We start from the raw sequence: 25,219 nt of genomic DNA on the forward strand, positions 1-25,219 counted from the left end.
GGTGACGTTATCGTTGCTCTAATATTGGGAGCGGGACAGATGGATCAGTTTCGATCAGCCCTTCAGGAGGCTTTAAATTCTGACAATTTCAACGTCTGGCCGCACATTATTGCCATGGCAGCCGCCTATATTTTAGCACTTCCTATCGGATGGAACCGAGAGCGCGAAGAGCGAAGCGCGGGTTTACGAACATTCCCGCTGGTAGCAGTTGCAAGCTGTGGTTTCATTAAAGCCGCCGCAGGCATCATAACCGACAGTCCCGAAGCGCTGGCTCGCATCATAGAAGGTGTGATCACCGGAATGGGTTTCATTGGAGGTGGCGCGATCCTGCGGCTTAGTTCTTCCGTAAAAGGGACCGCTACCGCAGCAAGCCTTTGGGCGACAGGTGCAATCGGAATAGCCTGCGCGTTATATGCATTCGACGTAGCGATTATCATCATGGTATTCGCGCTGATTACCCTAGCGCTATTTTCGAACCATAAAGACAACACCAGAGTTCCACCGCGCCTTGACCCGGAAGCCAAGTCGGATGACGCTGACCTATCTCGATAGCAGGCCAGAGCTCGTTAAAGACTAAGCGCGATGCCACCTTGAAAATGTTAACGCTTACTTGGCTTCAGAATAAGAACACGTAATTTAGCGCGAATAACTTACATTATCTCAAGTAAAAATAAAGTAAATTTCCGTATAACTAACTTACCACTCCAGCAACTCTAAAATTATTATTATATTTACTAGATAGGTCTTTGCTCGCCTATCAATAAAATCTGCATCATCGGAAATCCTCTTCATAAAATAGTTTTACTCCAAACTATTGAAATATTTTAAGAAAACTATTATATATAAATAAACTTGGAGTATATTATATGTCTAGCAACAATACCGAGAAAAGAGAAACACCGATGGAGCGCGCTGATCGCGTCGCGCGCGAACTTATTTCGTCGGAACGTATGGAGCGAGAAAAGAAAACCGCCCGCCTCCGCCAACAGCGCCTGGAGATGGAGCGTATTGCTGCCATGTAGTTTCAGAAAATGCGGTTCATAATATGGACCGCATTTCTTTTTCTTCCCAAATAAATCATAAATCGACTGGCCGTCCGGACGACTCTTCTTCAAGAGTAATTGCCACATCGGCATTTGCAGATAATCTTACACACTCATCGCTTTCAATACTTGCGACCAAGCCAAGATCAACATAGTGATGATGATTTTTATGCCTTTCAGAATTATCTGATTTTTTAAGCTTAATACGATTACCTTCAAGTCGGTCAACCGTGCCAACATGCACACCGTCTGCGCCGATTACTTCCATATTTTCATGAATTCTATGTTGCATCGGAACTCTCCTTATCGCTTTGATAGAAGACATAGTGCCGCAACTGCGCCCGACCAGAGTTAAAGACCTGCAAAGATCGTTTCATTCGAAAAGCACAATTTTGCTTTCTTAACGCAAGCTGTGAATTCCGCTTAACGACACTTGGGAGCGACACTGGGGATAGCTCAGAGAGAAAGCACCGCTAAGCGTAGCGCTTTCAACACGATTTCCGAACAAACCCGTTTTTTGCTGAATTTTTACCGCTCCGCCACCTCCTCCCAACCCCATCATCTTGCCAAAACCGGAACGATTGCCGGTTTCAGCAGTTGTCAAAGGGAAGGGAAAAGCGATGAATTATTATTGGGATAAGCCCATTATTGTGCAGGACTCAGCCGGAAAGCTCGTCATCATCCGAAGTGTGATGGAGGCCGCAGCTTTCGTCTTGGAAGAATGGCCGCGGGAACCCAATGAAGATATGCTCAAGCCACTTGAGAGGTTCATTAACGTCATTGAGGAAGGTGCGTGTCCCGAAGAGGCCAGAAGCCAATTTCTGCTAGCGATACATAAAACCTCGCGTTTGCATAGCTAGATTTACCTCTGTTAGCGTTGCCCGGAACCTAGATCCATGCTGAACTGCGCTATAAACTAGGAGACGGCGATGAAAGTTCGTTTGGCCGGTCTGGCTTTTTTCGTGATGACTTTTCCGAGCATGGCCAGCGCGACATGCGAAAACGCTCAAGAACAGAATGCGCTTAATCAATGTGCCGCGGACGAATATGCCGCTGCAGATCAGGCGCTGAACGCGACCTATAAACAAATAGCAAAACGCCTTTCTGACGATCAACCGGCTTTGGAGCTCTTGAAAAAAGCTCAGCGAGCATGGCTCACATTCCGCGATGAAGAATGCGCTTTTTCATCATCCGCTGCTCGCGGCGGTTCAATTGAGCCAATGATTATTGCCAATTGCAAGACCAGGATAACAAATGACCGCAACAAGCAGCTTCTTGATTATCTTTCATGTGAAGAAGGCGATTTGAGCTGTCCAGTCCCTCAGTAAATAGCCAAAAATAAGCTCCCAGTGAGATTACATCATCGGCTGTCCGCCAGTCACAGCCACTGTTGCTCCGGTGGTGTAGCTCGACATCGGATCAGCAAGCATCACATAGGCTGAGGCTAATTCGGCGGGCTGACCGGGCCTTTTCATCGGAGATTGCTTACCAAAATTGCGTACAGCGTCTTCCGGCAAAGTCGAGGGGATCAATGGCGTCCAAATGGGGCCGGGTGCAACCGCATTCACACGGATTCCATCTTCCGCAAACATTTGCGCCAGAGCAACCGTGAAGTTTTGGATTGAGCCTTTGGTAACAGCATAAGCCAATAAACCTGGATTGGGTTTATCCGAGTTAATAGAAGCCGTGTTGATAATGGAAGATCCAGGCTTAAGATGAGGCTTCGCTGCCTTGATCAGATAAAACATTGCGTGGATATTAACCCGAAAGGTTCTTTCCCATTCTTCGTCACTAATATCTTCCAATTTCGCAAAGCTTGCCTGATGCGCAGCATTGTTTACCAAAATATCAATACCGCCCAATTCATTAATCGCCTGGTCAATAACAGTCCGGCAATTATCCGGGTGCTGAATATCTATTTTAAGAAGTACCGCCTTGCGGCCTTCTGCTTCCACCAAATATTGAGTGTCGATCGCATCGGCATCTTCCTCAAGATAAACAATCATAACGTCCGCGCCCTCACGCGCAAAGGCGATTGCCACTGCTCTGCCGATACCACTATCGCCGCCGGTTATAATTGCCTTTTTGCCGACGAGTTTACCGGAACCCTTGTAAGTTTTTTCGCCATGGTCTGGTCGTGGCGACATCTTATCTGTCCGGCCCGGCATCGGCTGCTGTTGTTCATTAAATGGCGGTTCGGGATAGTTCTTTTCCATTTTCGCGGCTCCTTTATTAAGAGTTACGATTTCTCAACTCCAAAGAACCAATCCTGTTCCCGACATAATTCATCGGCCCAGCATCAAGGTTAGAAAGCCAGACGGGGTGCTAAAAACCATAGACCCCCATAGCCCCCCCTGGACTCCATAGATCAGAGCCGTCGATTTTGGCCCGATAAGGAGTTAATGCGCTCGCTAAAGCGGCTTACCAAGTGCCAGTTTGATCTGGATTGTCTTTGGGATCCGATAGTTCCGGGTGGCGTTTTGTAAATTTCTGATGCGCCAATCGAGCGGCTATATTCGCAATATAACGCACGTCCCGAAGTCCGCTCATGTAAAGCGTAATAACAATCGAAGAAAGCTCTGCAGCAGAGTAGTTTAAATCATTGGCCTCAAGGATCAGAGCTGCTTCCGCGAAAGAGCTGCGCATGAAATTGACTTCGTCCGGGCGATAGATGCGGCTGGCTTCATTAAATAACGGCAAGTCATCCTCCCCTTGAAGCTCTTCAACTTTGTTTTGCGTTATTACGGCATCTTATTGATGTGATCAGACCTGCTCAAAACATCGACCGATCATGAGCAAATAACGCCCGAATTGGCCGACAGGTTCCGTTCAACCTTTAGTTTTTGGAACCTCTGCCACAGCTTGGAGTTTTGTTAGCACTGAGATTTGGGGTGCCCAATGGGACAGCTGCTTTTTTGGATTGTTTTGATCGGATTGCCCGCGCTTTTAGCGTGCGGTTTTGCTTACGCGCAATATCTTAAGCGCAGCAAAGGGAAAGACACCCCTTCGCAAGAAGATGGCACATAATCGGAGGGGAAAATGGCACCACGCGCCAATTGGAAAGGCCAGCTTAAGATCGATCAACTTGTTTGCCCGGTCGCTCTTTATACCGCAGCCTCGACATCGGATCGTGTTTCATTTCATTTGCTCAATCGCAAAACCGGCAATCGGCTACAAAGGGAATTTGTCGATAGCGACACCGGAAAACCCGTCCCGCGCGACGACCAGCGCAAAGGCTACGAAGTATCGTCGGGAAAATATATAAGCTTTGACGAGGAAGAAATTGCCGCTGCTGTTCCTGAAAGCGATAAGACACTTAATGTACTTCGATTTATCAAATGCAATGAAATAGACGATGTTTACCTTGACCGGCCCTTTTATTTGGCACCCAGCGGCGATGATGATGAAGGTTTCGCACTTATCCGGGAAGGTATGAGAGCGGAAAAGGTCGCCGCTATCGCCGAAGCGGTCCTGTTTCGGCGTGCGCGAAAGCTTCTCATTCGCTCTTTTGGAGACGGTTTGATCGCTACCACTCTTAATTTTGATTATGAAGTGCGCTCTGCGAAAGAAGCTTTCTCCGAAATTGCTGATTTCAAATTTGATCGTGAAATGCTGGATCTCGCCCGGCATATTATCGAAACGAAAAAAGGCGAGTTCGAACCGGAAAGTTTCGAAGACCGGTATGATGCCGCACTTGCCGAGCTGATCAAGGCAAAAATAGAAGGCAAGCCGATAAAGAAACCGCGCCCTGCCGAAACGTCACAAGTTATCGATCTGAAAGAAGCGCTGCGTAAAAGCGCTGGCCTGACCAAGCAAAAAGACAGCAAAAAAGCCAGTGCCAAAAAGCCTTCAAAACGAGCAACGTCGACGCGTAAAGCGAGCTAGAAATGGCAAAATCCCTCGAAACATACCGAAAAAAGCGAAATTTCAAATCGACTTCAGAACCACGCGGCAAAGTCGAAAACCGTAACAGTTCCGCAAAAAAAGACGATGGCAATCTGTTTGTCGTACAAAAACATGATGCCCGGCGCCTGCATTATGATTTCCGCTTAGAAATGGATGGCGTGTTGAAAAGTTGGGCGGTTACGCGAGGCCCAAGTTATGTGCCGGGCGAAAAGCGGCTTGCTGTTCATGTGGAGGATCACCCGCTGGAATATGGCGATTTTGAAGGCACGATCCCGAAAGGAGAATATGGAGGCGGCACCGTAATCCTATGGGATCGCGGCCAATGGAAACCGCTGGGCGACCAGCATAAACAATATAAGAAAGGTCATCTGGAGTTTGAACTTGCGGGCGAAAAACTCAAAGGTCGCTGGCACCTCGTGCGAATGCGTGGGAAACCGGAGGAAAAGCGGGAAAATTGGCTGCTTATCAAAGGCGAGGACGAGTTTGCTCGCACTGAAAAGGATCCAGATATTTTAGAAACCGATCCGCAATCGGTAAAAACCGGTCGCGTTATTGCTGAAGTAGAAGATGAAAAACCGGGTTGGTCATCTAAAACTGGAAGGATCGAGCCAGGAAAACCCAACCCAGAAAAGTCCAAGCCAGAAAAATCCAAGCCAGAAAAGCCGTCGCGCACTCAGAATGAAATGCCGAAAGGCGCACGCAAAGGAGCGATGCCCAATTTTATCGAACCGCAGCTTGCCACTTTGGTGGCGTCGCCACCAACCGGCGAACGTTGGCTGCATGAAATCAAATTTGATGGATATCGTATTCAGGCACATATCGCTGATGGCAAGGTAATCCTTTATTCCCGCGGCGGTTTGGACTGGACGGACAAATTTGGCGACCAGATTGTGTCAGACCTTTTGGCGCTTGGTGTTACCAGCGCCATTTTTGATGGTGAAATCGTAGTCGAAAACCAAGCCGGCATTGCGGATTTTTCAGCGCTTCAGAACGACTTAAGTGAAGGACGCACCGATCGCTTTGTCTATTACCTTTTTGATCTGCCTTATTTGGACGGATACCGGCTTATGAACGTGCCTCTTGAGCAACGCAAAGCGCTATTGGAAAAACTGCTAGCGGGAAAAAATTCAATTCTCCGCTTTAGCGAAAGTTTTGATGCAGAAGGTGTCGCGGTTCTTAGCAATGCTTGCCGAATGGGATTGGAAGGGATTGTTTCAAAGCTTAAAGACGGGCCATATAAAACCGGAAGAACAAAGGATTGGCGCAAAGCCAAATGTATTGAGCGGCAAGAATTCGTCATCGCTGGCTATGTTACTTCGACCGCTTCGCGCAATGCAATCGGCTCACTTATTCTGGGTGTTTACGAGAATGGCAAGCTTCAACCCGTGGGTCGGGTTGGCACCGGCTTTTCCGCCCAACTCGCCAAGGAACTTTATAAAAAGCTCGAAGCTATCCGGCAGCAAGAAAGCCCGTTTGCAATTGCTTTAAGCGCAGCAGAACGAAGGGGCGCTAAATTCGTTGAGCCGAAACTGGTGGCGGAAGTCGAATTTCGTGCTTGGACCGCCGAAAAACGCTTGCGGCACGCGTCGTTCAGAGGATTGCGTGAAGATAAGCCTGCCAAGGATATTGTTCGAGAAAGCGATGCAATAACACCTGAAGCCGTGACGTCTTTTCAGGAGGCCAATGTGAAACTGACCCATCCCGACCGCGTATATTGGCCTGAAGAGGGCATTACAAAACAGGGATTGGCTGATTATTATGCCCAAGTCTGGCCCTATATTGAGCCATTTATCACCAACCGACCGCTTGCGCTGTTACGTTGTCCCACTGGCATTAAAGGTGAGCACTTTTTCCAAAAACATGCTTGGAAAGGGCTGAACAAACATATTGTGGAAATACACGATCCATCCGATGAAGATGAGGCGGGGCTGATCAGCATTCAGAATTTGGATGGTCTTATTGGCCTCGTGCAAGCTGCGACGCTGGAAATCCACCCCTGGGGCTCCACGGTTAAAAATTGGGATAAGCCCGACACCCTCACCATGGATCTTGACCCCGGAGAAGGGGTCGCGTGGGAACGCGTGATCGATGCCGCGATTGAAACCAAACAGCGATTGGAAGATCTGGGATTGCAGGCTTTTTTGAAAACATCCGGCGGCAAAGGGTTACACATTGTGGCCCCATTGAAACCCAAAGCCGGTTGGGAAGAACTCAAATCATTCACAAAAGCCATCGCGGATGAAATGGCCGCCGATAATCCCGACAATTTTGTTTCGACAATTTCAAAAGCCAAACGCAAGGGCAAAATTCTCGTAGATTATTTAAGAAATCAGCGCGGTATGACCGCGGTCGCGCCCTATTCTAGCCGCGCTCGACCAGGTGCTGCGGTTTCCATGCCATTGGATTGGGATGAGCTCAGTCCAGCGATTGGCCCCGCCCATTTTACAATGCTCAATACGCCCGCCCGATTAGCCAAATTAAAGAAAAATCCTTGGGCCGATTTTCGCAAAGCAGAAATTCCCCTACCCAAACTCAAAAACAAATAACATCAGTATTTAAATGATAAGGCTACGCATTAACGGTATCTTTTCTGTAAGCCAATCAAAACCTGCTAGTAGTTTGAGCGAGGCTTGCCATTTCTATGGATAGATGAGTATTAGTGGCTCTGATCTGTCTCTTCTAATATGCAGTAATCCGGAAATCTCTCGTGAAAAAGAAGCCTCTTGGCCGGACCGGCCTTTCTGTTACCGAAATTTGCCTTGGTACTATGACATGGGGTGTGCAAAATACTGAAGCAGATGCACACCAACAGCTTGATATAGCAATTGATTCCGGCATCAATTTTATTGATACGGCTGAAAGCTATGCCATCCCGATGAGCCCCGAAAGTTTTGGCAAAACCGAAACCTATATTGGGTCTTGGTTCAAAAAAACTGGAAATCGTGATCGGGTTATTTTGGCCAGTAAAATTGCTGGCGGTGAACGTCAAGCCTGGATACGAAATGGCGATAAACCCAACCGCACGAATATTCGCGAAGCGATAAATGACAGTCTGAAGCGGTTACAGACCGACTATATTGATCTTTATCAAATCCATTGGCCCACCCGTCCACATTATCATTTTGGACGCGGCTGGAGTTTTGATCCATCCGGCACCGATCCCAAGGCAGAGCGTGATCAATATCTTGATATTTTGCGCGGTCTGGATGACGCTATTCGCGAAGGAAAGATCAGGCATGTCGGACTTTCAAACGAGACCGCATGGGGCACGATGCAATGGTTGCAGATCGCGGAAGAACATAATTTACCGCGTATGGCTTCTATTCAAAACGAATATGGGTTGTTACAGCGCGGGTTTGATCACGATCTTGCGGAAGTTTCGATTTACGAAGATGTCGGCCTGCTAGCCTATTCCACCCTAGCGGCAGGGGTTTTGACCGGTAAATATTTGGACGGAAAAATACCGGCAGGGTCACGGGCAGAAGTCACCGAAGGTGGGTTATGGCGCGATAATCCTTATTCTGAGCCGGCTGTGCGCGCATATCTTGATGTGGCGAAAAAGCATGATCTGGATATTGCGCAAATGGCGATTGCATTCGCACTCACGCGGCCCTTTATGACCTCAGTGATAATCGGCGCAACGACCACAGAACAGTTGAAAACTGATATTGCTGCGCATGAAATTACACTTTCAGATGCTGTTCTGGAAGATATTGAAAAGGTTTACCGAACCTATCCACGGCCGCTTTAAACCTCAAGCAAGGACCTGATCGCGCTTATGTGGAGATGGTCTGCTAGAAGACCCAAACCGTCATTCACGTAAAATCTGCACGCCCCCGATTCCGGGGCGTGCATTGCAAAATAGTCCAAGCCTTCACCCAAAATGCAAAGGAAGGGCGTTGGTGATTTTACCGTCCTCCCCAGCAACATAAAGCCACGACCAGCGGTCAAGCGCAGTACAGGGATGGGAGATTCCGAAGGCTATAATATCGCCTACCTCAATATCTGCATTTTCAGCAATATTGAGAAAAGCATGCTGGTCATTGAGTTTGAACACTTCCGCACCTTGAGGAATTTCGCGTTCTTTGCCATCACGATAAAGCGCTATTGCCACAGGCAAGCCCTGATCGAACGACACATCCCGCATGCCCATTCCGCAGATGGCAAGCCTTGCTTCTGGCCGTGAAAGCACTTCCGCATAGACACGCAAAGCCGGGCGGAATGCCTCTATTGCAGGGCCTATTCCGGCGATTTCGAACCCGCCGCGGGCATCCATATTGGCCAGTCCTTTGGCATAAATCCCATGATCATAGAAAAAGATCGCGCCGGAACGCAGAATAAGATTTGCATTTCCGTCAGCCTTAACCAGCGGACCTAAATCTTCGATCACAAGATCAAAAAAGCTTGATCCGCCCGAAGATAGCACCAACCGTTGGCTGGGTTTGCGCGCCCGCAACAATGCAAAAGCATCTGCTGCAAAACCATGCAGCGCGCGAATGGCCTCACGCGTTGCATTGCTGTCGGCGCTTGATGACGCACCTTCATAGGCTGCGATTCCTACCGCGCTCAAAGCCGGGTTTTGCTCTGCATTATCAAGGATTTCTGTCACCAATTGCATATTACGTGCGCCCGCACGTCCACCGCCAACTTCGATCAGAAAATCAACCTTCCGGCCAGCGGATTGGGCGACTTCCGCCGCTACTTCAAGTGCTGCAAGACTATCCACATAAAGTGTAATCTGGGCATTTTCATATTGCGCAAGAAGTCGGCCCAGCCTTGCGCCGCTGGCCTTGCCGCCAATCTGATTGGCAAGGATGAGCTTCTCAAATCCATGATCTAACATCGTAGCGGCCTGCCTGATATCGGCAACGGTCAACGCTACTGCGCCCCGTTTCATTAAATCAGCCGCGAGTTCCGGAGACATCGGGGTTTTTGCATGGGGCGCAATTTTTGCCCCAACAGCCGCCAAATAAGCAAACATGGCATTACAATTCTGATCCCAGGCCGCGGGTTCAAACGTAATGATGGGAAGCTGCGCCGTGCCTGCACGCGGATCAAGCGCGAGCTTTGCAATTTCGTTGGCTGAAACCGGTTGCTGATCCGAAGGAAAGCCTCGAATATGTCCGTTTAAAACCCGTTCCATGCCGCTTATTCTCCTCCAGCAGTCTTACAAAAGCGCTTTCGTTACGCTCATGATAACGTTAACATATCGCGAGTTTAATTGTTCTTTTACATCAAGTACAGCCATAAGCGGGAAGATAGACACGCTTTTGGGAGGAGACATTATGATTTCTTTGGATGACATCCGCGCCGCAGCCGATCGCATTGCGCCCTATATTCGGCGTACCCCTCTTATACCGGCTGACCAGATCAAATCCTCGATCACTTCGGCGGATCTTTATCTCAAGCTTGAATGTCTGCAAGTCTCCGGCTCGTTCAAGGGAAGAGGTGCTGCCAATCGTGTGCTTTCCCTGCCGGAAGAAAAGCGCGTCCACGGGCTGGTTGCCGCATCCGGCGGCAACCATGGTCTGGCGGTTGCGCGCTGCGGACATATTTTAAACCTTCCTGTGACAATTTTTTTGCCGCGCTCAGTCGCGCCGGAAAAACTCGCCAAAATGCAGGCTTGGGGCGCAAAGACTGTGGTTGAGGGTGATGATTTCGATCATTGCAGTCTGCTTGCGCATAAACTTGCCGAAGCAAGCGGCGCAACCTATGTGCATCCTTTTGCCGATCCATTTGTGGTTGCGGGACAGGGAACGGTGGCGCTTGAAATTTTTGCTGATCGTCCTGAAACCGAAACTGTTATCATTGCAGCAGGCGGTGGCGGTTTTGTCACCGGCGCAGGCACCGCATTCAAAGCGCTCAACCCAAATATCAAGCTGGTAACGGTCGAACCATATGGCTCACCCACATTGTATAATTCGGCGAAAGCTGGCGAAGTCGTGTCCTTGCCAGCCATCACCAGCGCGGTCCCGACCATGTCATGCCGCCGCACCGACGACACGCTTTTTGTGCAGACTTCCAAAGTCGTCGATGAATATGTGCTGATTGAAGATGAGCATATGACACAAGCCGCGCAATGGCTGTGGTTTGAGATGGGCATTGCCGCGGACCCCGCAGGCGCCGCAGCCATTGCTGCTCTTTTATCGGGCGCGTACAAGGCTGAAGCTGGAGAAAAAATCAGCGTAGCTGTCTGCGGTGCAGGCCTGCCCGAATGAGGCAACCGCCGCCAAATATTGATCTCGCCATTGGCGGGATCATGCAGCTTTTATCAAGGTTCTTTGTCCAATCCATGCGCCAGATCAACCAGCATTTTCGCTGCCTGAACAATCGGTTCAATCTCGGCGAATTCATCAACAGCATGCGCCTGATCAATGCTCCCCGGACCAAATACGATGGTGGGGATATTGGCCAGATTAACTATTTTTGTGGCGTCTGAGCCATAAGGTACACCAATGGCTTCTTCATTAATGCCATGGGCTTTGCACACCTGGCCCATGCGCTGCACAATTTCACTTGTTTCAGGCACATCCATGGCAGATGAATCCACAAAAGGCGGCTCGGCATAAATCCGAGCGCCCGGAAACTCGGCCGCAACCTGTTCTGCAATTGCTTTGAAACTGGCAAAGACATCCATACCGGTTTCTGTCGCTAAATAGCGATAATCAAACCGCATGCGACAGGAGGCCGGAACGGTATTGGGGCCGACGCCTGCTTCTATCGAAGTACATGTCAAAGTGGCAGGACCGAGCAGAGGATGAACGTCTAAGCGGCGCGCCATTTCCGCGTCATATTGCTCAAGAATACGCTGCGCAATGGTAATGCCGTTTATACCTTCATGGGGCTTGCCGGTATGGGCACTTCTTCCTTCAATATCGACCCACCAACGGACCGTGCCCTTGCAAGCGCGCACAACGCGAAGCGAAGTCGGCTCACCCGCCACCGCGAGATCATAGCGTTCTTTGCGCTTTAGATGATGCAAAATTCCGCGAAAGCTAAACTCTTCATCCATCGCACCCAGAAAATCGACATCAGCTTCTGGCGGTGACGCATTTAACGCGCGCATGGCAAGCATGAAGGCAACAACGCTTGCTCCATCATCAACCGCACCGCGACCATAAAGGCGATCCCCTTCCAGTCTTGGCGTAAATGGCGCGCTCATTCCTGTTACCTGAACGGTATCAAGATGACCTTCCCATAACATTCTTTTAGTACCGCTGCGGCCTTTGACGCGGGCAATCAGATTGGGCCGATGGGCATCAACAAAATCAAGCTCGCTTACAACGCCCGCTTTCTCAAACCAGCTCTTGAGAACCCGTGCCACCGCCTCTTCACCAAAATGAGAACTATCTTGGTCGTCTGGGTTTTTAAAGGAGGGATTGATTGAAGGCACTTCGACAAAGGCGGAGAGCAGCGAAATAGCGGATTCTCTGTCAATCCCGGCATATAGTGTCATGTTTCAACCTGGTTCTGATGGAGGATGATGATGTGCCTGCCGAATATGTCCGGGCTGATGGCCCGACTATACGATGTCGGAATGGCAAGAAATTTCCGTGAAATTTGCTGTAAAACTTGATCGGCAATTCAGCTTGAGCCTCGCACGATCAGAGATAACGGCATGAGCAGTTTTTCAGGTTTGGTATTTTTGCCGGTCAAACGCGCGGCCAGCATCTCCCCCGCGTGACGGCCCAGTTCTGTCGCGTCTACTGCCACCGTGGTAATGCCGGGCGGCAATTCCTGCATCAGTGAATTATTGCCAAAACCGGTTATTGCGATATTTTGCGGCACGCGCAGGCCCCTCGCATGCGCTTCAATCAACGCACCACAAGCAACCAGATCATTGGCGCAGAAAACCACATCCGGATTGTGCCCCTGGCTGAGCAGTTCCGCAAAAGCCGCGCGTCCGTCCTCCTTCGAGCGCACTGTGGGCAACAGGACAGAACCCGCTTCTTGCAGGCCCAACCGCGCGCATTGTTTTTGAAATGCCTCATAGCGGATTTTGCCACGCCCATAGGCACGGCCCATAAAAGCTGGGCGGCGATAACCACGCTCCGCAATATATTCCATCATCGCGACAACGCCGTCGGTGTTTGACAAGCCAACCAACATATCAATCGGTGTGTCACAATAGGCCCAGCTTTCCACAATCGGAATATTGAGCCGATGCAGCATATCGCGATTGAGTTCCTGTTCAATCATACCCGTGATAAATACGCCTGCGGGACGCAGTTGCGAGAGGCTGCGCGTCAGGCGCAATTCGCGCTCATAGGAATAATAGGTGCGGGCGAGCACGACTTCATAATCCAATTGCTCGATAATATCGGAAAACGCATCGGCAGCGAGCAGAAATTGCTCACTCGCCATCGATGAAATAAACACCAGCACCACATTGGATCGGCCTGATCGCAATGCGCTGGCATGGGGGTTAAGGCTAAAGCCTGTGGCGCGGATGGCTGCGGCAACTTTTTCGCGCGTTTTCTCCGCCACAATGTCCGGAGTGCGCAGCGCACGTGAAACAGTAATCGCGGAGACACCAGCACGCTCGGCCACGGCTTCAATCCTGACCTGCCTGTCACCGGGTTTTGCCGGATCGTGATTCGCATTCGGCACACGGACTACCGGATCCTGCGTTACTGTGGAGATCATTTTAATCTGCATTTAATTTTTCACGCCGATCCATAAACAAGCTCCAGATCGATCAGGGAGCGTGTTTCCAAGTCCTATCTTCGCTAATATCAAGCCCTGTCTTCGCCAATATCAAGCGAAAGCAAGAAAAACAGTCAGGCGCCCATGGTTGATGAGCGCCCGAACATTATCAAAGGGCTGGGAAATCACCACGCTTGGTGCCAAACCACTTTTCTTGCAGCTCTGGGAGTTTTCCGTTGATCACATTTGTAAAGATAAATGTGTTCACCCATTGCAGCAAATTGTGCTCACCCATTGGCACGCCAATATGGGCGGGCGATTGACGAATTTCAAAAACCGGAGCAATTTCGATCTCTGGCCGTTCCGTGCGCAAATTGCTGATAATCGCGCTATTTTCAGCAAACATATCCGCCTGGCCTGCCAGATAGGCAGCCATCGCACCCGGAACATCATCAAACCGCGCCAATGTGGTGCCGGATGGAACATTATCGCTCAGCCAAAGATCCAGCGTCGTACCACGAGCCACGGCAATGGTTTTCCCGTCCAGTATCGAAACATCTTCAGATTGACCAATTTCCGGCGAGCCAAAAACGCCAAGCTGCACCGCAGTATAAGGATTAGAGAACATCACCTGCTGAGCACGTTCAGATGTTGCGCCCATTGCGGCAATAATAATGTCGGTCTGATCTGACAGAAGGTTCGGGATCCGGTTTGTGCCGGTTACCTGTACAATATCAAGATCAACCGAAAGCTCCTGCGCAAGCAGTTCTGCTACTTCGACATCCAGCCCCGTTGGTTTTCCTTCCGCATCATTCATGCCCCATGGAGGCACATCGAGCAAAATACCGACGCGAATTTTCCCGCGATCAAGAATATCTTGCAGTTTATCCGCGTGGGCAGTGACCGGCGCCAGCATCAAAGCTGCGACGGTGATTGCCTTCAAGATTGACTTAAATCCCATTATTTCTCTCCCTTTTTATAATGCGCTAATTGCGCGACCTCCGGATGAATGCCTGTAGTTCAGGCGTCTGAGGGTTGGTAAACAACTGTTCCGGTGGCCCCTCTTCCCAGATTTTCCCCTGATGCATGAAGACCACTTTATTCGCCACATTGCGGGCAAATCCCATTTCGTGCGTCACCAACACCATGGTCATGCCCTGTCGGGCCATATCTTCCATGACTTTGAGAACTTCCTCGACCAATTCAGGATCAAGCGCCGACGTCACCTCATCAAACAGCATGAGTTCTGGCGACATGGCCAAACAGCGGGCAATGGCCACACGCTGTTGTTGTCCACCCGAAAGCTGTTCCGGCCAGGCTTCGATCTTGTCGAGCAAGCCCACTTTTTCCAAGCATTTTTCGGCCAGCGCACGCGCATCAGCCTTCGACACTTTGCCGGTCAGGATCGGCGCCAATGTGATATTTTTCAGCACATTCATATGCGGAAACAGGTTGAACTGCTGAAAGACAATACCGACACGCTGGCGATATTCCCGCAAACCACGCATATGCGCGCTGACTGCTTGATCTCCGACCCGAATGGACCCGCCTTGCGTCTCTTCTAACCCGTTGATGCAGCGCAAAAGGGTAGACTTGCCCGAGCCCGAGCGACCGATAAGCGCGACAATATCCCCTTTCTCAACCACCAGAGAAACATCTTTGAGCACCTCTAAGGAACCAAAAGACTTGCGCAGATTTTTGATCTCAACGAGCACCATGCAGACGTGTCTCCAATTTATGTGACCAAAGCGTCAGCGGAGTACAAATTGCGAAATAAATCGCAGCGATAATGAGATAGACCCGCAAAGGCTCAAGCGTTGCTGCGGCGGAAAGTTGGCCTGCTCGCGTCAACTCGATAAACCCGACCACAGCTGCAAGCGATGTGCCTTTGATAAGCTGCACCAGAAAGCCAACGCTTGCGGGAAGTGCGATTTTAAGCGCCTGCGGTGCAATAATATATCTGAACTGATGCCAACTACTCAGGCCAAGACATGCGCCCGCTTCCCATTGCGTTTTCTTCACAGCCTCAATGCCTCCACGCCAGATTTCGCCCAGAAACACTGCCGTATAGAGCGTAAAGGCAGCCGTTACAGCCAAAAGCGGCGGAAGCCGGATTCCCAGAAAAACGGGCAAGCCGAAATAGACAAACATTAACAGCGCGAGCAATGGGATGCCCTGCATCAATTGCAGCAATATTGCCGAGAGCCAGCGCAGCGGAGCAAAACGCGATACTCGCATCATGGCAAATAAAAGTGCGAGCGGACCGCCAAAAATCAATGCCAGAATGACCAGCAGCACCGTATATTGGAAAGCGGTAGCGAACGAAATAAAGTCAATTGTTCCAAATGGACGCATCAATTCCTCCTCATCGCGCTACCGGCCAACGGAAAGCCAGCTTTCCGATAGCAAAGAAGAGCAAGCGAAACGCCATAACCATCGCCACATAGATGGCTGAAACAACCGCATAGACCTCGAAACTGCGAAAAGTTCGGCTATCCACATAGGCTGCTTGATAAAACAGCTCTTCCGTCGAAATAAATGAGGCAATCGAAGTGCCAAGGAGCAGCAGAATAAACTGACTGGTCAAGGACGGATAAATATTACGCAGCGCTGGCAACAGCACGACATGAAGAAAGACTTGTACTCTCGTAATGCCCAAACAATGCCCGGCTTCGATCTGCGATTTTGGAATTGAGCTCAATCCTGAGCGCACTATTTCACAGACAAAAGCCGCAAAATAGAGTGTGAGCGCCACCACGGATGCTTCAAAAGGCGGTAAGCGAAAGCCTAACTGCGGCATGACGAAAAAGATTATGAATATCTGCAAGACGGGAGGCGTATTGCGGATAATCTCAATATAAGACCGGATCAGGATTGTGATCGCACGGTTTTTGCGACCAAGCAGTAACGCCAATGCAAGCCCAAGCAAGAGCCCGCTGGCGCCGGAAAGAAAGGCGAGCTTGAGCGTCGTGATTATGCCTTCAATAAAGAAATCTTCATAACGCCATAGCGGACGGAAATTAAGCGACGACATAGGAATGTCCGAAATGCATAGGCAAGACCACAGAAAGGCTGCGATAAGAACCCTCTATGCCTGATGCATAAGCTCCTCGGCCCTTCTGGGCTTGCGGACAAACCACAGCCAGATCGCCCCGCTCCCTCGGGGTGGAATTCATGATGCCTCCTCCAGCAGTTCTCAATTCCAGCTATGGATGAATGAACACCTTTCGCCGTAAATGATAACGTTATCATTATTTGAAAGCAAATTGGGCGTTGCGTCAAGAGAGGTTATTTTCTCATTTGCTATGAAACAATAACCTATTGGTTTTATTTGATTTTATGGCCATCACCATCAAAGAACGGAGTTTGTTTTCAGGATGGGGCGCGGAATCGATTAGCCTATTTTATCAATCCGAAAAAAGGCCCATATCCGCCATGCCATGAGAAATCGCTCCGTTTTAGGTCCGGGCTATAAAACCCGGCTCCGCCTCCGCCATCCAGAAAAAGCGCGTTTGGACATCTAAGTTCATCTTTAAACAATCGCGCAAAATCATAGAAATTCATATTATCGGTGCTGATTGCAAAACTTATTTTTCCCTCAGTGCAAACGCCCACGCCACTGCGTCGGGTTCGCTCTTTAGAACCCTTTATCAGAATGGGATTAAGCTTATTATCGATCACCAGCATCGGGCCGGATTGTGTAGCGTAAAGCGGTTTGATCCCGCTTTTTAAAAAATTCTTGGTGGCGACAATTCCCGCCTTCTCTTTATCAACATAAAAAACCCCATTCGGGTTTTTGTAGAAATTGGGAACCGGCCGGTCTTTGCCGCTATAGGGCGCAATATTGGCAGGCTGCAACTCCTCTCCATCTTCAACATACAGCCCCAGCGGTGAGAAATCTGTATGATACATGCCAGCATTCAAAGCGAAGACCAGCGACTTACCGCTATCAGCAATTGTGCGCGCCAGTCGTGGAAAGCGTCGAAATGGCTCGCCATCGGAATTTTTCCAAAACAGACGTAAATCATCCTTTTGCGGATCGACAGTGCAAAGCACATAACGATTGCCTTCAAAGCTTTTTTCTTGGCAGGCAGGCGCTGCGGCATTGGCGCTATGGAAAATCGGCGAAACTAACAAACCCGCCCACAGAAACAGAAGCTTTCTGACTATTGCCCTCATTAGTTCTTGCTGTCCTTCTCCGCTCGTATTTACTCAATTTGCTTGATGCGGGATCAAGGGGCACTATTTCGCCCACCCAACCAACCGGTTACCTATCATAGCTCGCTTGATGACCAGCGCATATTTGAAATCCCATCTGAGACGCCAACGCAAAATACGGATTGATCAATCTGAGTTGGGTATCGACAAGACATGAGAAATGCTATCGCATGTCAATCAACTCATAGTGTTTTTAATTGAGTCTTTTAGGAGCAAACCATGCGCGCCCTGTTTCTGTCGGCTGCAATCGTGATTTCCCTGCCATTTGCCGCGCAGGCAGAGATCATTGCCCTGCCCGAGCTTTTTTCGGTCAGCAATGTTGCACAAGATGATATGCTCAATATTCGCAGCGAACCGCAGGCAATTGGCGAAATCATCGGCCAGTTTTCGCCCAATGCTACCAATATAGAGGTCGTCGCGTTCAGTGCAGACGGGCAATGGGCGCAAGTCAACATAGGCGAAACTGCCGGATGGGTGGCACGCAAGTTTCTGGAACTTGAAGGTTCAGCCTGGACAGACAAAACACTGCCCCAACATCTTGCCTGCTACGGTACCGAACCATTCTGGTCACTACGGCAACAAGATGGAAATCTCAGCTTCTCTGAGCCCGACAATCCAGATCAAGCCTTGCAGCTTAAAGCTGTGCTTGATCGCGGATTTGAAGGCGATCGCCTTCGCGCCCTGCTTGCATCGGATGAAACCACGCAAATGAGCGCGGTCATCCAGCCCGGCCTTTGTTCTGATGGCATGTCTGATCGTAGTTTCGGCCTGAATGCGACGCTTATTCTCGAGAATAAAGACCAACAACCACGCCTGCTTTCGGGCTGCTGCTCAATAGCGCCCCGCAATTAATCCGATTTGGTGGCGAAAGTGATGAGACATATATTGCAGCATTTGCTAATATAAATCCTTAAATGGACGGAACTGCCTCGCAAACTACTTGGCAAACTAGATGGCAAACCAGCTGACAAAATTGTCTCACAAGCCAGCTAGAACAAAAGGGAGAGCAGCATGAAACTCGTTCTTGTGACTACCGCGGTTCTTGCTTTTTCGGCATCTGCTGCATTCGCGGGTTGCCCTGCGCATAATGCGGAAAGCAAAATGGACAAGCCGCAGACAACTGCCAGTATTCAAACCACAGTGCCGACACAGAAATAGCGGTAAGACCCTGGCTGCACGGGCTTTCATGCATCAATCGCGTGAGATTGGTAATTTGCTGCCAGCAATTGGGCGTTCAGATAGCGCGCGTTCTTCAACGATAGAATAGCGGAAGCGAAATAGCTTGGCCGGACGGCCACCGGTTTCGCTATCGGTTTCGCCTGTTTCTTCAACAAGGTTTTGCTGTTCAATGACGCGGCGGAAATTCTGTTTGTGCAGTCGCAAACCGGCTAAGGCCTCAACGGTACGCTGAAGTTGCAAAAGGCTGAAACTTTCCGGCATCAGCTCAAAGACGACCGGGCGATATTTAATCTTGGCGCGCAACCGTCCAATGGCTGTGGCCAATATGCGGCGATGATCGGCAAACATGCGTCGCCCGCTCTCGCCCGCATCCCGGCCCGCTTCCGGCACTAGCCCCGCCTCATAAAGCAGCTCATAGCGTTGCAATGTGAGATCCTCGTTCCAGCGCTCGCCATCAAGACCAAAAGCAAAAGCGATACGGCGTAAACGCAATTTGGTTAATTCTGCCGTTGCCGCGCTATGCGCCCAATCGCGCAAGGCATTGCTCAAATGATCGGTGATTTCCGGTATGCCCTGCCGATGGTCTTCCCAGGGCAGATAATCATACCAACCTCGCCAACCGGCCTGATCCACCGCCGCATCATTTTCGCGCACCAGTCCGAGATAGCTGATGGAAATAATGCGCTCACCTTCCGGATGTCGATCGCGATCAGCAAAAGTATAAAGTTGTTCAAGATAGCCCACGGGATGCGCGGTTTCAGACTGGATCCAAGCGCGCAATCCGGCCTGTAATGATCGGTGCTCCATTTCAAATGGGCCTGATGGCAAAGCATGTCCCTGCCGCACAGTCATCACCCGCGGTTGTTCGCCTGTAACGGCAATTAAAACCGCAATCAGCTCGGTATGGGCAATATCATTCGTCAACGATCAGTTTCTTTCACACTCTCAATTTCTCGCACACTCAATTTCCACAGTGGGCAGTCAATATTTATAGACCCAATTGCAGGAATAATTACAAGAGACACAATGATTTGGGCTGTGCAAACTCCGGTAACTGTTGAGTTTTCCACCTGTTCTGACCCAGTGATATGATTGCTATGATTTTTTGATTTACGTACCTCATTTTTACTCTTATGTTGCAATGAGGAGTAAAAATGAAACCTACAGTGCATGATATTGCGCGTTCGGCAGGCGTCAGTCTGGCTACTGTTGATCGTGTTCTTAATGATCGACCCGGCGTTCGCATCAAGACTCGGGAAAGAGTGATAGCTGCGATGAATGCGCTCGGCTATGTACGTGATGTTGGTGCGGCTAATCTTGCACGCGGGCGACGCTACAGGTTCGATTTCATTCTTCCCGACAATGACAATAGTTTCATGCTCGCGCTGCGGGCAGAGCTGGAAGCCGCGCTGAAACACGCCGCGGCTGATCGGATTCTGATCAATTTGGTATTGGTGCCGGCATTTGACGAAGCGGCCCTTGTAACCGCGCTTGATGCCTCTATTGAGCGCCGACCTGACGGCGTGGCTTTTGTTGCGGTTGATACTGACCCAGTCCGCGCCGCCTGCGAACGGCTGACGCAAAACGGCATCCATGCGGTGACGCTTGTTTCTGATCTCGGCCGCTCAACCCGCAAACATTATGTCGGCGTGGACAATAATGCTGCCGGGCGCACCGCGGCTCGTCTGTTGGGGCTTTTTGCCAAAGGAACCAAAGGTGCAATTGCCGTTCTCGCGGGGTCTTTGAAAGTTCATGATCATCAAGAGCGGTTTGACGGTTTTTGCGCTGCTATGCGCGCTGATTTTCCAGACCGCGAAATTCTACCTGTTCTGGAAGGCTGGGACGAGGGAAAGCGGGTTGAAAAGCTTGTGCGCTCCCTGCTCGACCAGCGCCGCGATATAGCAGGAATTTACAGTCTTGGCGCTGGCAATAGTGGACTTGTCGATGCGCTAGCAGCGCTTCCTTTAGAGACAGAGCGCCCTTTGGTCATTGCGCATGAGCGTGATGAAATCACCACGAAAGCTTTGCAAGATGGTTTGATCCATGCGGTTCTGGCGCAAGATGCAGGACATGAAATTCGCAGCGCCATCCGCATATTGAAAGCGTCTGCGGATGACCTGGCAATCGTGCCGGGACAAGAGCACATCCGCATCGAAGTTTTCCTGAAAGATAACTTGCCGCAATTTGGCTGAACGGAGAAAAAATGTATCTCGGTCTCGATCTTGGAACATCTGGGGTTAAAGCTCTTCTGATCGATGATGAACAGAATCTGGTGGGCTCGGCCCATGGTGATCTGGATGTATCGCGTCCGCATCCGGGCTGGAGCGAGCAAGACCCAGCACAATGGATAAAGGCTTGTGAAAGCGCTATCGATGGCCTGCGTACAGCCCATCCGCAAGCGTTTTCGGCAATTTCTGGTATCGGGCTTTCCGGCCAGATGCATGGCGCAACCCTGCTTGACGAGAATGATCAAGTTTTGCGCCCCTGCATTTTGTGGAACGATACACGCAGCTATAAGGAAGCGGCGGAATTAGACGCGGATCCGGCATTTCGAGCCATCACTGGTAACATCGTCTTTCCCGGATTTACCGCACCTAAACTCGTTTGGGTGGCGCGCAATGAGCCGGATATCTTCGCGCGCGTGCGCAAAATCCTCCTGCCGAAAGATTATCTGCGTCTCTGGCTTAGTGGCGAATATATTTCTGAAATGTCGGATTCTTCCGGCACAAGCTGGCTCGATACCGGCGCGCGTTGCTGGTCGGCGCAATTGCTGGAAAAAACTGGCCTTAATGAAAGTCACATGCCGCAACTCGTTGAGGGCAGCGCACAAGCGGGCATGTTGCGCGCTGAACTTGCGAGCAAATGGGGGCTTTCTAACCGTCCAGTGATTGCCGGTGGCGCTGGCGATAATGCAGCATCTGCCTGCGGCATGGGTACGGTCAAACCGGGCCACGCTTTTGTCTCGCTTGGCACGTCGGGCGTGCTTTTCGCGGCTAATGGCGCCTATCAGCCAAAGCCTGAAAGCGCTGTACATGCTTTCTGCCATGCGCTGCCCAATAGTTGGCACCAGATGGGGGTCATCCTTTCCGCTGCCAGCGCGCTTGAATGGTATTCACAGATTGTTGGCTCCACGCCGCAAGAACTCGGCGCAGTATTGGGAGATCAATTGCAGGCGCCGAGCAGCGTTACTTTTCTGCCTTACTTATCGGGCGAACGCACACCGCATAATGATGCGAAAATACGCGGTATCTTCACCGGGCTAGAGCATGAGACAGACCGTAATTCGATGACTCAGGCCGTGCTTGAAGGGGTGGCTTTCGCGTTTCGTGACAATCTCGCAGCATTGCAATCGGCCGGCACAGAAATCAGCTCGGTCACGGCGGTCGGTGGCGGTTCGCGTTCGCAATATTGGCTTAAAGCCATCGCGACCGCGCTAAAAGTGCCAGTTCTTCTACCCGAGGAAGGCGATTTTGGCGCGGCTTTTGGTGCTGCGCGCCTTGGTCTGATTGCGGCCACAAGTGCTGACCCTTTTGCGGTCTGTGCGCCGCCACCAACCGCCCAGACCATTGAGCCTGATACGAGTTTGCTGGGCGCTTATGAGGAAGCCTATCAGCGCTATCACGCAATTTATCCCGCTTTGCGGAATGTAATTTCCTGAACAGAACCGAATGGGAGGACTAAAATGAGCAGCGGATTTTTCGGCGATATCGAAAAAATACGTTATGAAGGCCCCGACAGCGATAATCCGTTGGCTTTTCGCCACTATAATCCAGACGAAATCGTGCTGGGCAAACGGATGGAAGACCATCTGCGCTTTGCAGTGGCCTATTGGCATACATTCGCTTGGGAAGGCGGCGATCCATTCGGCGGCCGCACCTTTGATCGGCCTTGGTTTTCCAACGAACTTGAAGCTGCAAAGCTTAAAGCTGACGTTGCTTTTGAGTTTTTTTCGCTGCTCGGTGCACCATTTTATTGTTTTCATGACGCCGATGTGCGTCCAGAAGGCAAAAATTTCGCCGAAAATACAAAATATTTGAACGAAATTGTCGATATTTTTGAGAAAAAACAGGCCGAAACTGGCATGCGGCTATTGTGGGGAACCGCAAATCTGTTCTCCCATAGACGGTTTATGGCGGGCGCTGCCACCAATCCAGATCCTGAAGTTTTCGCTTTTGCGGCAGCGACAGTAAAAACCTGCATTGATGCGACCATGCGTCTTGGTGGTGAAAATTATGTGCTTTGGGGCGGTCGTGAGGGTTATGAAACCCTGCTGAACACTGATCTTTCGCGTGAATATGATCAGATGGGCCGCTTCCTCAGCATGGTTGTCGATTATAAACATAAGATCGGCTTTAAAGGCACCATCCTGCTGGAGCCCAAGCCGCAAGAGCCGACCAAACACCAATATGATTATGATGTGGCAACTGTTTATGGTTTCCTCAAACGCTATGGCCTTGAAAAGGAAGTGAAGGTCAATATTGAACAGGGGCATGCAATTCTAGCCGGCCATTCTTTCGAGCATGAACTCGCACTGGCCCGCAGCCTTGGAATTCTCGGTTCGATTGATATGAATCGTAATGACTATCAATCGGGCTGGGACACGGATCAATTCCCCAATAATGTGCCGGAAATGGCGCTCGCCTATTATCAAATCCTGCTCGATGGCGGTTTTACCACCGGCGGCACCAATTTTGACGCCAAACTTCGTCGCCAATCCCTTGATCCAGAAGATATGCTGATCGGCCATATTGGTGGCATGGATTGCTGTGCACGCGGATTAAAAGCTGCTGCGCGCATGTTTGAAGACGGGGCATTATCAAAGCCACTGGAAGAACGCTACGCCGGATGGGACAGTGCGTTTGGCAAAAAGCTGATGACTGATATGACACTTGATCAGATCGTAAGCGTGGTGGAATCTGAAAATATCAATCCTCAGCCGAAATCCGGTCGACAGGAATATTTGGAAAATATCGTCAATCGTTACGTTTAATGATACCAAATACACAAAAAGGGCGCTAAAGAGCGCCCTTTTACATGGGTAAAATCGAATTATAGTGACACCCAAGCACCATTTCTGCGCGACGAACGCACACAGGCGTCAATGAAAGCAACCCCAACCAGCCCATCATCCACCGTCGGGTAAATAACGTCTGCATCTGGCTTTTTACCGCTGCGATGCGCTTCAATAGCGTGTGCTGCCTCAGTATAAATCGTTGCAAAAGCTTCCAGATAACCTTCCGGATGCCCTGCGGGGATGCGGGTCACACGCGCGGCAGCTTCCCCTGCCCCCGCTCCACCGCGCGTGATCAGGCGCTTTTCAGCGCCCAATGGGGTGAACCATAATCGGTTGGGATCTTCCTGCGCCCATTCAATGCCACCTTTGGTGCCATAGACACGCAAACGCAGTGCGTTTTCATTACCCGGCGCCACTTGGCTGCACCAAAGCATACCCTTGGCACCACCAGCAAAACGCAACATCACATGCGCATTATCATCAAGCTGCCGGCCCTCAACAAAACTATCAAGATCTGCTGCAAGGCTGTCGAGCGTCAGTCCGGTGACAAAAGACGCAAGGTTAAATGCATGGGTGCCAATATCGCCTGTTGCACCGCCAAGACCCGATTGTGTCGGGTCAGTGCGCCAAACAGCACCTTTGGCACCGGTCTGTTCCAATGGCTCGGATAACCAATCCTGCGCATATTCAACCTGCACCACGCGCAAATCACCAAGTTCACCCTTGGCAATCATCTCGCGCGCTTGTCGCACCATCGGATAGCCAGTGTAATTATGGGTGAGGACAAACAGGGCTCCGCTATCATCGGCGATTTTCTTGAGCTTCTTAGCGTCAGCAAGTGTTGACGTCAGCGGCTTATCGCAAATGACATGAATGCCGCGGCGCAGAAATTCCTTTGCCGCATCATAATGCACATGATTGGGGGTAACGATGGAAACCGCCTCAATACCATCTTTCAACCGTGCTTCGCGAATGGCCATATCACGATAGCTGGAATAAATCCGGTCCGGCGCAAGTCCAAGCTCGCGCCCTGATGCTTGCGCACGTTCTGGCGTGGATGAAAGCGCGCCTGCCACCAGTTTGAAACGATGATCAAGCCGCGATGCCATGCGGTGCACGCCCCCGATAAACGCGCCTGCCCCGCCACCGACCATGCCTAAACGAATGAGCGGTGCTGCCGCTTCTTGGGTTTTAGCTTCAATTGTCATAATAT

The 25,219-nt window shown here is 50.4% G+C and carries 27 protein-coding genes; 13 read left to right on the forward strand and 14 right to left on the reverse strand.

The annotated features are described in order from the left end of the window. The first annotated feature begins 39 nt into the window (after positions 1-39). A complete protein-coding gene (locus C7374_RS12755) occupies positions 40-552 on the forward strand; it encodes an MgtC/SapB family protein (RefSeq protein ID WP_111576010.1) in 513 nt (170 codons plus the stop codon). Positions 553-866: 314 nt separating this feature from the next. Next, positions 867-1,022 (forward strand): hypothetical protein, encoded by a 156-nt coding sequence (locus tag C7374_RS16015; protein WP_158527840.1) that lies wholly within the window; start codon positions 867-869, stop codon positions 1,020-1,022. A 55-nt stretch (positions 1,023-1,077) separates the two neighbouring features. On the opposite strand, the gene C7374_RS12760 is transcribed toward C7374_RS16015, so the two are convergent. Beyond that, positions 1,078-1,335, reverse strand: coding sequence for a DUF2171 domain-containing protein (locus C7374_RS12760; protein ID WP_111576011.1), 258 nt, complete (start codon positions 1,333-1,335; stop codon positions 1,078-1,080). A gap of 328 nt (positions 1,336-1,663) precedes the next feature. Here C7374_RS12760 and C7374_RS12765 point away from each other — a divergent pair, with 328 nt between their 5' ends. Both C7374_RS12765 and C7374_RS12770 read left to right on the forward strand, forming a co-directional pair. Beyond that, a complete protein-coding gene (locus C7374_RS12765; protein ID WP_111576012.1) occupies positions 1,664-1,903 on the forward strand; it encodes a DUF982 domain-containing protein in 240 nt (79 codons plus the stop codon). A gap of 69 nt (positions 1,904-1,972) precedes the next feature. After that, entirely contained in the window at positions 1,973-2,371 is a 399-nt protein-coding gene (locus tag C7374_RS12770) for a lysozyme inhibitor LprI family protein (RefSeq protein ID WP_111576013.1), read from the forward strand. A 27-nt stretch (positions 2,372-2,398) separates the two neighbouring features. On the opposite strand, the gene C7374_RS12775 is transcribed toward C7374_RS12770, so the two are convergent. Continuing rightward, complete coding sequence (locus tag C7374_RS12775; RefSeq protein WP_111576014.1) at positions 2,399-3,259, reverse strand: SDR family oxidoreductase; 861 nt, start codon at positions 3,257-3,259, stop codon at positions 2,399-2,401. A gap of 205 nt (positions 3,260-3,464) precedes the next feature. Continuing rightward, positions 3,465-3,743: a hypothetical protein gene (locus C7374_RS12780; RefSeq protein ID WP_111576015.1), complete on the reverse strand. Its 279-nt coding sequence runs from the start codon at positions 3,741-3,743 to the stop codon at positions 3,465-3,467. Positions 3,744-4,082: 339 nt separating this feature from the next. On the opposite strand from C7374_RS12780, the gene ku reads away from it, so the two are divergent. From ku to C7374_RS12795, 3 genes are all read left to right on the forward strand, one after another. After that, positions 4,083-4,928 (forward strand): non-homologous end joining protein Ku, encoded by an 846-nt coding sequence (gene ku / locus C7374_RS12785; protein ID WP_111576016.1) that lies wholly within the window; start codon positions 4,083-4,085, stop codon positions 4,926-4,928. A 2-nt stretch (positions 4,929-4,930) separates the two neighbouring features. Then, positions 4,931-7,495 carry a DNA ligase D gene (gene ligD, locus C7374_RS12790; protein ID WP_111576017.1) on the forward strand — a complete coding sequence of 855 codons (2,565 nt, stop codon included), beginning with the start codon at positions 4,931-4,933 and terminating at the stop codon, positions 7,493-7,495. 161 nt (positions 7,496-7,656) lie between these two features. Further along, positions 7,657-8,700: an aldo/keto reductase gene (locus C7374_RS12795; protein WP_111576018.1), complete on the forward strand. Its 1,044-nt coding sequence runs from the start codon at positions 7,657-7,659 to the stop codon at positions 8,698-8,700. A gap of 123 nt (positions 8,701-8,823) precedes the next feature. Here C7374_RS12795 and C7374_RS12800 read toward each other — a convergent pair whose 3' ends face one another. Continuing rightward, positions 8,824-10,092: an alanine racemase gene (locus C7374_RS12800; RefSeq protein ID WP_111576019.1), complete on the reverse strand. Its 1,269-nt coding sequence runs from the start codon at positions 10,090-10,092 to the stop codon at positions 8,824-8,826. A gap of 142 nt (positions 10,093-10,234) precedes the next feature. Between C7374_RS12800 and C7374_RS12805 the strand changes: the two genes are divergently transcribed. Beyond that, complete coding sequence (locus C7374_RS12805) at positions 10,235-11,167, forward strand: threonine ammonia-lyase (protein WP_111576020.1); 933 nt, start codon at positions 10,235-10,237, stop codon at positions 11,165-11,167. Positions 11,168-11,220: 53 nt separating this feature from the next. Here C7374_RS12805 and C7374_RS12810 read toward each other — a convergent pair whose 3' ends face one another. The 8 genes from C7374_RS12810 to C7374_RS12840 form a co-directional block, all read right to left on the reverse strand. After that, positions 11,221-12,405 (reverse strand): M20 family metallopeptidase, encoded by a 1,185-nt coding sequence (locus C7374_RS12810; protein ID WP_111576021.1) that lies wholly within the window; start codon positions 12,403-12,405, stop codon positions 11,221-11,223. Between the two features lie 128 nt (positions 12,406-12,533). Beyond that, positions 12,534-13,607 (reverse strand): LacI family DNA-binding transcriptional regulator, encoded by a 1,074-nt coding sequence (locus C7374_RS12815; RefSeq protein WP_111576022.1) that lies wholly within the window; start codon positions 13,605-13,607, stop codon positions 12,534-12,536. A gap of 157 nt (positions 13,608-13,764) precedes the next feature. Further along, complete coding sequence (locus C7374_RS12820; protein WP_111576023.1) at positions 13,765-14,556, reverse strand: transporter substrate-binding domain-containing protein; 792 nt, start codon at positions 14,554-14,556, stop codon at positions 13,765-13,767. Between the two features lie 25 nt (positions 14,557-14,581). Next, positions 14,582-15,313 carry an amino acid ABC transporter ATP-binding protein gene (locus C7374_RS12825; RefSeq protein ID WP_111576024.1) on the reverse strand — a complete coding sequence of 244 codons (732 nt, stop codon included), beginning with the start codon at positions 15,311-15,313 and terminating at the stop codon, positions 14,582-14,584. After that, positions 15,300-15,950, reverse strand: a complete 651-nt coding sequence (locus C7374_RS12830; protein WP_111576025.1) for an amino acid ABC transporter permease — start codon at positions 15,948-15,950, stop codon at positions 15,300-15,302. The genes C7374_RS12825 and C7374_RS12830 overlap by 14 nt, the downstream gene beginning before the upstream one ends. Positions 15,951-15,960: 10 nt before the next feature. After that, positions 15,961-16,629 (reverse strand): amino acid ABC transporter permease, encoded by a 669-nt coding sequence (locus C7374_RS12835; RefSeq protein ID WP_111576026.1) that lies wholly within the window; start codon positions 16,627-16,629, stop codon positions 15,961-15,963. After that, entirely contained in the window at positions 16,616-16,771 is a 156-nt protein-coding gene (locus tag C7374_RS16020; protein ID WP_158527841.1) for a hypothetical protein, read from the reverse strand. The genes C7374_RS12835 and C7374_RS16020 overlap by 14 nt, the downstream gene beginning before the upstream one ends. Positions 16,772-16,994: 223 nt before the next feature. Beyond that, the gene (locus tag C7374_RS12840; protein WP_111576027.1) at positions 16,995-17,774 is read right to left on the reverse strand and encodes a phosphodiester glycosidase family protein; all 780 of its coding nucleotides are present in this window, start codon (positions 17,772-17,774) and stop codon (positions 16,995-16,997) included. A 258-nt stretch (positions 17,775-18,032) separates the two neighbouring features. Here C7374_RS12840 and C7374_RS12845 point away from each other — a divergent pair, with 258 nt between their 5' ends. Both C7374_RS12845 and C7374_RS16025 read left to right on the forward strand, forming a co-directional pair. Continuing rightward, positions 18,033-18,665 (forward strand): COG3650 family protein, encoded by a 633-nt coding sequence (locus tag C7374_RS12845; protein WP_111576028.1) that lies wholly within the window; start codon positions 18,033-18,035, stop codon positions 18,663-18,665. A gap of 159 nt (positions 18,666-18,824) precedes the next feature. Next, a complete protein-coding gene (locus tag C7374_RS16025; protein ID WP_158527842.1) occupies positions 18,825-18,971 on the forward strand; it encodes a hypothetical protein in 147 nt (48 codons plus the stop codon). 33 nt (positions 18,972-19,004) lie between these two features. Here the strand turns inward: C7374_RS16025 and C7374_RS12850 are convergent, their stop codons facing one another. After that, complete coding sequence (locus C7374_RS12850) at positions 19,005-19,916, reverse strand: NUDIX hydrolase (RefSeq protein ID WP_111576029.1); 912 nt, start codon at positions 19,914-19,916, stop codon at positions 19,005-19,007. A 230-nt stretch (positions 19,917-20,146) separates the two neighbouring features. On the opposite strand from C7374_RS12850, the gene C7374_RS12855 reads away from it, so the two are divergent. From C7374_RS12855 to xylA, 3 genes are read left to right on the forward strand one after another with little or no spacing between them, the layout of a single operon-like run. Then, positions 20,147-21,184, forward strand: coding sequence for a LacI family DNA-binding transcriptional regulator (locus C7374_RS12855; RefSeq protein ID WP_111576030.1), 1,038 nt, complete (start codon positions 20,147-20,149; stop codon positions 21,182-21,184). Between the two features lie 11 nt (positions 21,185-21,195). Continuing rightward, entirely contained in the window at positions 21,196-22,650 is a 1,455-nt protein-coding gene (xylB, locus tag C7374_RS12860) for a xylulokinase (protein WP_111576031.1), read from the forward strand. Positions 22,651-22,674: 24 nt separating this feature from the next. After that, positions 22,675-23,982 (forward strand): xylose isomerase, encoded by a 1,308-nt coding sequence (gene xylA, locus C7374_RS12865; protein WP_111576032.1) that lies wholly within the window; start codon positions 22,675-22,677, stop codon positions 23,980-23,982. Between the two features lie 59 nt (positions 23,983-24,041). On the opposite strand, the gene C7374_RS12870 is transcribed toward xylA, so the two are convergent. Beyond that, positions 24,042-25,214 carry a Gfo/Idh/MocA family protein gene (locus tag C7374_RS12870; RefSeq protein ID WP_111576033.1) on the reverse strand — a complete coding sequence of 391 codons (1,173 nt, stop codon included), beginning with the start codon at positions 25,212-25,214 and terminating at the stop codon, positions 24,042-24,044. Positions 25,215-25,219 lie beyond the last annotated feature (5 nt).

The organism is Falsochrobactrum ovis (genome assembly GCF_003259955.1).
In the GTDB taxonomy this organism is placed as follows: Bacteria; Pseudomonadota; Alphaproteobacteria; order Rhizobiales; family Rhizobiaceae; genus Brucella; species Brucella ovis_A.

Excerpts from the sequence above, each read along its gene's own strand:
- C7374_RS12755 (WP_111576010.1), top strand. The coding sequence starts at position 40 with ATGGATCAGTTTCGATCAGCCCTTCAGGAGGCTTTAAATTCTGACAAT.
- C7374_RS16015 (WP_158527840.1), top strand. The coding sequence starts at position 867 with ATGTCTAGCAACAATACCGAGAAAAGAGAAACACCGATGGAGCGCGCT.
- C7374_RS12760 (WP_111576011.1), bottom strand. The coding sequence starts at position 1,335 with ATGCAACATAGAATTCATGAAAATATGGAAGTAATCGGCGCAGACGGT.
- C7374_RS12765 (WP_111576012.1), top strand. The coding sequence starts at position 1,664 with ATGAATTATTATTGGGATAAGCCCATTATTGTGCAGGACTCAGCCGGA.
- C7374_RS12770 (WP_111576013.1), top strand. The coding sequence starts at position 1,973 with ATGAAAGTTCGTTTGGCCGGTCTGGCTTTTTTCGTGATGACTTTTCCG.
- C7374_RS12775 (WP_111576014.1), bottom strand. The coding sequence starts at position 3,259 with ATGGAAAAGAACTATCCCGAACCGCCATTTAATGAACAACAGCAGCCG.
- ku (WP_111576016.1), top strand. The coding sequence starts at position 4,083 with ATGGCACCACGCGCCAATTGGAAAGGCCAGCTTAAGATCGATCAACTT.
- ligD (WP_111576017.1), top strand. The coding sequence starts at position 4,931 with ATGGCAAAATCCCTCGAAACATACCGAAAAAAGCGAAATTTCAAATCG.
- C7374_RS12800 (WP_111576019.1), bottom strand. The coding sequence starts at position 10,092 with ATGGAACGGGTTTTAAACGGACATATTCGAGGCTTTCCTTCGGATCAG.
- C7374_RS12805 (WP_111576020.1), top strand. The coding sequence starts at position 10,235 with ATGATTTCTTTGGATGACATCCGCGCCGCAGCCGATCGCATTGCGCCC.
- C7374_RS12810 (WP_111576021.1), bottom strand. The coding sequence starts at position 12,405 with ATGACACTATATGCCGGGATTGACAGAGAATCCGCTATTTCGCTGCTC.
- C7374_RS12815 (WP_111576022.1), bottom strand. The coding sequence starts at position 13,607 with ATGCAGATTAAAATGATCTCCACAGTAACGCAGGATCCGGTAGTCCGT.
- C7374_RS12820 (WP_111576023.1), bottom strand. The coding sequence starts at position 14,556 with ATGGGATTTAAGTCAATCTTGAAGGCAATCACCGTCGCAGCTTTGATG.
- C7374_RS12825 (WP_111576024.1), bottom strand. The coding sequence starts at position 15,313 with ATGGTGCTCGTTGAGATCAAAAATCTGCGCAAGTCTTTTGGTTCCTTA.
- C7374_RS12830 (WP_111576025.1), bottom strand. The coding sequence starts at position 15,950 with ATGCGTCCATTTGGAACAATTGACTTTATTTCGTTCGCTACCGCTTTC.
- C7374_RS12835 (WP_111576026.1), bottom strand. The coding sequence starts at position 16,629 with ATGTCGTCGCTTAATTTCCGTCCGCTATGGCGTTATGAAGATTTCTTT.
- C7374_RS16020 (WP_158527841.1), bottom strand. The coding sequence starts at position 16,771 with ATGAATTCCACCCCGAGGGAGCGGGGCGATCTGGCTGTGGTTTGTCCG.
- C7374_RS12840 (WP_111576027.1), bottom strand. The coding sequence starts at position 17,774 with ATGAGGGCAATAGTCAGAAAGCTTCTGTTTCTGTGGGCGGGTTTGTTA.
- C7374_RS12845 (WP_111576028.1), top strand. The coding sequence starts at position 18,033 with ATGCGCGCCCTGTTTCTGTCGGCTGCAATCGTGATTTCCCTGCCATTT.
- C7374_RS16025 (WP_158527842.1), top strand. The coding sequence starts at position 18,825 with ATGAAACTCGTTCTTGTGACTACCGCGGTTCTTGCTTTTTCGGCATCT.
- C7374_RS12855 (WP_111576030.1), top strand. The coding sequence starts at position 20,147 with ATGAAACCTACAGTGCATGATATTGCGCGTTCGGCAGGCGTCAGTCTG.
- xylB (WP_111576031.1), top strand. The coding sequence starts at position 21,196 with ATGTATCTCGGTCTCGATCTTGGAACATCTGGGGTTAAAGCTCTTCTG.
- xylA (WP_111576032.1), top strand. The coding sequence starts at position 22,675 with ATGAGCAGCGGATTTTTCGGCGATATCGAAAAAATACGTTATGAAGGC.
- C7374_RS12870 (WP_111576033.1), bottom strand. The coding sequence starts at position 25,214 with ATGACAATTGAAGCTAAAACCCAAGAAGCGGCAGCACCGCTCATTCGT.